This window comes from Roseateles terrae, from assembly GCF_014192155.1.
Lineage (GTDB): Bacteria > Pseudomonadota > Gammaproteobacteria > Burkholderiales > Burkholderiaceae_C > Roseateles > Roseateles terrae.
On record NZ_JACHXO010000006.1, the window covers coordinates 380,325 to 386,324 of the forward strand.

Sequence of the window (6,000 nt, forward strand, 5' to 3'; positions counted from 1 at the left end):
CGCCGATCCAGAACGCGCGGGAGCCACGCGTCAGGGCGAACGCATGGGCGACATCATGCCGGGAAACGTCGATGGCATCGATGTTTGATGGCCGGGATTCGGGTACTAATTTGCCAATTGTCTCGCCGCGCTTGCCTACACTCCGGGTCATGGCCCTCCAGTACCGCACCATCCCCGTCACCCCGTTCCAGCAGAACTGCAGCATCGTCTGGTGCGACGTCACCCAGGACGCGGCGGTGATCGACCCGGGTGGGGAAGTCGCGCGGCTCAAGGCCGCGGCGCAATCGCTGGGCGTGACGATCAAGGCCATCTGGCTGACGCATGCGCACATCGACCATGCCGGCGGTGCAGGCCAGTGGGCGCGGGAAGATGGACTGCCGATCATCGGGCCGCACCAGGGCGATCTGTTCTGGATCACCGGCCTGCCGCAGCAGTCCGCCATGTTCGGCTTTCCGCCGGCAGAGCCGTTCACCCCCACCCGATGGCTGGAGGACGGCGATACCGTCACCATTGGCGAAGAAACACTCACGGTGCGCCACTGCCCCGGCCACACGCCAGGCCACGTGGTGTTTCATTCGGCGCAAGCCAGCCGGTGCTTTGTCGGCGACGTGCTGTTTGCGGGCAGCATCGGCCGCACCGACTTCCCGGGCGGCCATCATGAAACGCTGATCCACTCCATCACCGAGCGGCTGTGGCCGATGGGGGACGACACCGTGTTCGTCCCTGGTCATGGTCCCGAGAGCACCTTCGGGGAGGAGCGACGGACCAACCCGTTTGTGGGCGGCCGTTACGGCTGAGGGGCTCAGCGGTTGGCGGCCCCTTGCGGCGGCGAGAACCGCTGCGAGGGCTTGTCCGCACGCTGATACAGCCCCTCCACCTTCGGCAGGTTGCGCCGGATGTCCTGAATCCGCGTCGGGCCCGAGGGGTGGGTGGACATGAACTGCGGTGGCGCGCCCTGAGAAGCCTTGGCCATCTTCTCCCACAGCGAAATGCCCGCCTCGGGGTTGTAGCCGGCCCGCGCGGCCAGCTCCATACCGACGAGGTCCGCCTCGGATTCGTCTTCCCGGCTGAACCGCAGCTTCAGCAGTTCGCCGCTCAGACCCACCACCGTGCGGCCGACATCGCCCAGGCCGAAGATCGACGAGACCAGGTCCGCGCCGATGTTGGTGGCGGCGGATTTGCCCATCCGCTCCCGCGCATGCTCGCGTAGCGCGTGGGCGATTTCATGGCCCATCACCATGGCGACTTCGTCGTCGGTCAGCTGCAGCTTGCGCAGGATGCCGTCGTAGAAGGCGATCTTGCCGCCTGGCATGCAGAACGCGTTGATCTCGGCGGTCATCAGAAGGTTCACCTCCCAGCGCCACTGGTCGGCGCGCCGGTTCCAGTTGCCGGTGAGCGGGATGATGCGCTCGGAGATGAAACGCAAGCGCTGCACTTGCGGGTCGCCGGAAGCTGCCAACACCCGCTTCTGCTGCGCTTCCTTGAGCATCTGGGCGTACTGCTGCTGACCCGCCGCTTCCACCTGTTCGGCGGACACGAGCTTGGTCGCCCAGCTTTCCTTGCCAACCTCCACCCCTTCTCTGGCCCAGGCCGGCACCAGGGCCAGGCCGCCGGCGGCGCCCAGCAGCCGGGTGAACATTCGGCGGGAGGTCTTCACCGAGCCGGCCGTCGTCGGGGCGGGCGCGTGCCGGTCACCGCAGGTGCAGTGACCAAAGCCGTGTGACGGGGCCTGTGTGAGGGACGGCTGACCGTCCGTGCGGAAATCAACTTCATCCATGGGCAACATTCTAGGGACGCTGTGAGCCGCTTCTCGCCGTCCAACCGCGCGCGAGGGCCGGTTTCCTCTGAAGGAGGGACGCGGGGCCCCCACGCCTCGGGAGGAATTCCCACCTATGTGCGTTAGCGGACAACCCAAAAGTGCAGGGGTTTTCGAGGGAGGCGACAATACCTCTCTTATGTCCCAGCCGCCTTCCTCCTCCCCTCTCGTGATCGACAGCAGCCCGGTGGGCGCGGTCTCGTCTCCGTTGGACAGCCAACAATTCCGGGCTGCGCTGGGCATGTTTGCCACGGGCGTGACCATCGTGACGGCACGCGGGGATGACGGCACGCTGGTGGGCCTGACCGCCAACTCCTTCAATTCGGTCTCGCTGACACCGCCGCTGGTGCTGTGGAGCCTGGCCAAACGGGCGGGCTCGATGCCGGTGTTCAGCCGGGGCTCGCATTACGCGATCAACATCCTGGCGGCGGACCAGAAGGATCTGGCTCAACGCTTCGCCACCCGTGACATCGATCGCTTCGCAGGCGTTCGCTGGCGGGAAGGCTGCGGCGGCGCGCCGGTGCTGGAAGGCTGTGCGGCGGTGTTTGAATGCGCCAACCGCAGCCAGTACGAAGAAGGCGACCACGTCATCTTCGTGGGTGAGGTGGAGGCTTGCTCCCGCATGGAGATGGCGCAGCCGCTGATCTTCCACGGCGGCCGGTACTACACCGAGCTGCCGATCTGAAACGGGCTGCGGGCGCTCGCCTTAGCCGGCCTCAAGGCTACCGATTGACCGGATCCGTCAGAGCGCTGTCGGATCAATGTCGGACCTTGTCCGGCGGTGTCAGGCGTTGCGCCCCACCGGCCAGAAGCTCGGGAAGCGGTTGATGCGCGGCCAGCGCATCGCCATGAGCAGCACGGTGAGCAGCACCGAGGCCGTCAGCAACAGGGTCGGGGTCAGGTAAACGCCGGACTGCATCCAGAAGGCCAGGCAGAAGGCCGCACCCATCGTTCCGGCCACAAGGATCAGCGTCAGCGCTGGGGGCGTCTCCTCCTGAACTGCCCAGTTGCGCCACTGCAAAACACCCATGGGCAAGACGAGCGCCGCATACCCCACGGCCAGATAACGCCAGATGGACGTGGCGTCGGCGCCACCTTTGAGTCGGTCTGCCAGCGCCAGAAGACCAGACATCAACAGGAGGGCCGCGCTCCAGCTCAGCGCGTGGACCGCCATCTGTCGAAGCGCCAGCTGCCGATTCATTGCTTGTCCACGGGGCATCCCTGGCAACATCACAAGCAGGGTCTGCTCTCGACGACGCCGGAGCAATGACGCGCTCGTGACGGCGACCAGCGGATTCATCAGCATCGCCAGATACGAAAAAGCGAACGACTGCGTGACGATGCCGCTGATCTCATGTCCGTCCGGGCTCACCAGCATGGCAACGATCAGCGCGAGGGCCACCGCCCCGCTGATGAGGACCACCGCCCCCAGCACCGAAGTCCAATGCGCCTGCGGGCCGGACGCCATTTCCACCCGCGCCATGACGGACCGGAGGGTCGGCCGGGCGTCGCGGATGAGCTTGTTCAGCCAAAAAGAGCGCAACCATCCGAAGGCGCGTTCCATCGTCTCGATGACAGGCTGCGCCCAGTGGGGGCTGGCGTCTGATCCTTCCGTCGCCCTGGATTTTTCCAGGAGGACTTTGCGCACCTTTGAATGGCGCGCCCAACTGCGCACATGGGCCGGTCCGCCCGACTGGAACAGATGCCACAGCAACGCGCCCACCATCACGAGCACAAATGCCGCCATGGACGCCGGCTGATCCTGGTAGATCTCCATCACCCGCTGCCTGGCTGCCAAGCGCAGTGGCGCCGGCATGGCACCACCGACCAGCGAGCTCAGCACCCACCCGACCACCCACAGCGCAGGCCAGCGAACGATCACCGCCAGCACAGCGCAGGCCAGCGACGACAGGGCCAGCGCCGCGGGGAAGCTCCATTGCAGCGGAGAGATCGACAGCATCCAGGCGCTGGGCAGCACACTCACGCAAAAGCCGCCGACGGCCAGCTCCCGCAACATGCGGAGCTGCCCCGGCAGCAGGCGTGCAGCGAAGGGATGGTTCTGGCGTTGCAGTGCGGCGAAATAGCCGGCCCAGAGAATGCCCAGGCCGACGACCACGACGAACTCGACGGTCGGCAGCAGCGCATTCGACGCCGTCACGGCCACGAGCGCAATGATCGCGAGCTGGAGGAACAGCACCACCGGCACGGTGTATCGGACCCGATGGAGCCACACGCGCAGCACGGCGCCATAACCTGGGAGGCGTGCTGGGCCCACCGGTGCCAGGGCGTGCGCGATCATTGCGCCAGCTCCACAAAGAGGTCTTCCAGGCCCAGGGCTTCACAGCGCAGGCCTGGCTGTGATTCGGGCAAGGTGCCTTCGGGAAAGCGGACGATCCAGTGGTGTGTCGCGCCCGATGCGCGGCGACTGAGCACCTGCGCGCGGCCGGCCTGGACGATGTCGCGCAAGGCAGCTTCTTCACCAACCAGCAGCCGCACTTCGTCCGCCAGCTGGTCTTGCGGCGCCTGCAATGCGATCTTGCCGCGGCTGAGGAAGGCAATGTTGAAAGCCACACGCTCCAGGTCGGAGAGGATGTGGGTGGAGAAGACCACCGTCGTGCCGCGGTCCAGCACCTGCTCCACCAGCTCCCGCAGGAAGTCGCGTCGGCCCAGCGGATCGAGACTGGCGACGGGTTCGTCCAGCACCAGCAGGTCCGGCTCGTGGGCCAGGGCGCGGATGATGGAGAGCCGTTGCTGCTGGCCCTGCGACAGCCGCCCAATGCGGCGGTGGGTCGGGATCTCCCATCGGGACATCAGCCCCTGCACCTTGGCCTCATTCCATTTGGGATAGAAGCTGCGGAAGTAGCGCAGCAGCTGGTCCGGCGTGAAGTCCTCGAAGAGATCGGACTGCTGCGGCACATAACCGAGCCGGGCGCGGAGGGCATCGGACGGTTGCAGGGCAGGTTCTCCGAAGAGCTGGACCTGTCCGGCACCCGGTTCGCGCAGGCCCAGCAGCGTTTCGAGGAGGGTCGTTTTGCCGGCTCCATTGCGGCCGAGAAGACCGACGACCTGCCCCGGCTGGATCAGCCAATCCAGGCCATTCAGCACCGGGCCGTGGCCTTTGAAGTCCAGGTGCAGCCCCATGGCGCGCACGGGTGGCTGCCCCAGGGCTTCAACGGGGGTGGCGTGGGCGGCGTCGAGCATCAGGGTCTGCGTCATGAGGTCTCTCCCGGGGTCTTCAACAGGCTCTTGAACAGGGCCAGCACCTGGTCTGGCGGCAATTCGAGCTGGCGGGCTTCTGCAGCTGCCTTCTCCAGCGCGGGGCGCAGCAGCTCCACCCGCGAACGGGTGCGCAGCGCCTTCTGGTGATGCGAGGCAACGACCATCGGCAAACCGCGACGGCGCTCGACCAGGCCTTCAGCTTCCATGAGGCCAAAGGCTTTCGAGATGGTCATGGGGTTGACCGCCAGGGCCTGGGCGAGCTCACGGACCGAGGGGATCTCCTCACCGGCGACCAGCTGCCCGCTGGCAATGCGGCGGCGCATCTGCTCGACGAGTTGTCGGTAGATGGGCTCTGGGGAGCCAGGATTGACGGTGAAGAAGAGGTCGGCGGGCATGGGGTCGTGTGCGTGTATTGGTACAGTAATACACGTGCGGCAAGAGATCAAGGGGTGGTGGGTTTTCCTTGATCTGCGGCGTGGGGGCGTGACATGCGCGCTTTCGACGGGCACGGCCCTACAGCTATACCGGCCAAATCTCTCTGAGGAACCTCCTTCAGGCTGTGCTCCTCGTATGGGAAACCTCAATGGGTCCAGCCTAGTGGCTTTCGCTGTAGGTCCGATAGTCGACCACCTGCGATCCGTCACGCGTCTTCAGACGCACGGTCTTTCCTTCTGGATCTTGGTAGGTGATGTCCTGGAATTGCACGTCGTCCAGCCCAGCATCGAGAACCTTCTGAGCCAGTTCGTCCGTGACCATCAAGTGGCCTGACCAGCGCGAGATGAAGAGCGGTGAGTACAGGGTCGCGTCTTCGCGAAATGTGAAAGTCAACGGTGCATAGCGAATGGGTTCGAGCGGCGTGGGCGGCAGTTGCTGAATCAACCCGGTTTCCGCGGAGGCTGTTTGGTTTAAGTCAGGCCATTACGGCGGAGTTCTGACTGGCGAGTTGCCGATAGTAGTTTGCCTCG

General features: G+C 65.5%; 7 protein-coding genes. 2 read left to right on the plus strand and 5 right to left on the minus strand.

The genetic code is table 11. The annotated features are described in order from the left end of the window. The first annotated feature begins 149 nt into the window (after positions 1-149). A complete protein-coding gene (locus tag FHS28_RS17840) occupies positions 150-797 on the plus strand; it encodes an MBL fold metallo-hydrolase (RefSeq protein WP_088453190.1) in 648 nt (215 codons plus the stop codon). 5 nt (positions 798-802) lie between these two features. Here FHS28_RS17840 and FHS28_RS17845 read toward each other — a convergent pair whose 3' ends face one another. Then, positions 803-1,777, minus strand: coding sequence for a M48 family metallopeptidase (locus tag FHS28_RS17845; RefSeq protein WP_375140773.1), 975 nt, complete (start codon positions 1,775-1,777; stop codon positions 803-805). Between the two features lie 178 nt (positions 1,778-1,955). Here FHS28_RS17845 and FHS28_RS17850 point away from each other — a divergent pair, with 178 nt between their 5' ends. After that, complete coding sequence (locus FHS28_RS17850) at positions 1,956-2,501, plus strand: flavin reductase family protein (RefSeq protein ID WP_088453188.1); 546 nt, start codon at positions 1,956-1,958, stop codon at positions 2,499-2,501. Positions 2,502-2,600: 99 nt separating this feature from the next. Here FHS28_RS17850 and FHS28_RS17855 read toward each other — a convergent pair whose 3' ends face one another. From FHS28_RS17855 to FHS28_RS17870, 4 genes are all read right to left on the minus strand, one after another. Next, positions 2,601-4,115 carry a phosphatidylglycerol lysyltransferase domain-containing protein gene (locus FHS28_RS17855; RefSeq protein WP_088453186.1) on the minus strand — a complete coding sequence of 505 codons (1,515 nt, stop codon included), beginning with the start codon at positions 4,113-4,115 and terminating at the stop codon, positions 2,601-2,603. Further along, on the minus strand, positions 4,112-5,032 hold the full coding sequence (locus tag FHS28_RS17860) for an ABC transporter ATP-binding protein (protein ID WP_246410292.1): 921 nt from the start codon (positions 5,030-5,032) through the stop codon (positions 4,112-4,114). The genes FHS28_RS17855 and FHS28_RS17860 overlap by 4 nt, the downstream gene beginning before the upstream one ends. Beyond that, positions 5,029-5,430: a GntR family transcriptional regulator gene (locus FHS28_RS17865; RefSeq protein ID WP_088453184.1), complete on the minus strand. Its 402-nt coding sequence runs from the start codon at positions 5,428-5,430 to the stop codon at positions 5,029-5,031. Before FHS28_RS17865 ends, FHS28_RS17860 begins: the two co-directional genes overlap by 4 nt. Positions 5,431-5,629: 199 nt before the next feature. Beyond that, a complete protein-coding gene (locus FHS28_RS17870; RefSeq protein WP_088453182.1) occupies positions 5,630-5,914 on the minus strand; it encodes a hypothetical protein in 285 nt (94 codons plus the stop codon). Positions 5,915-6,000 lie beyond the last annotated feature (86 nt).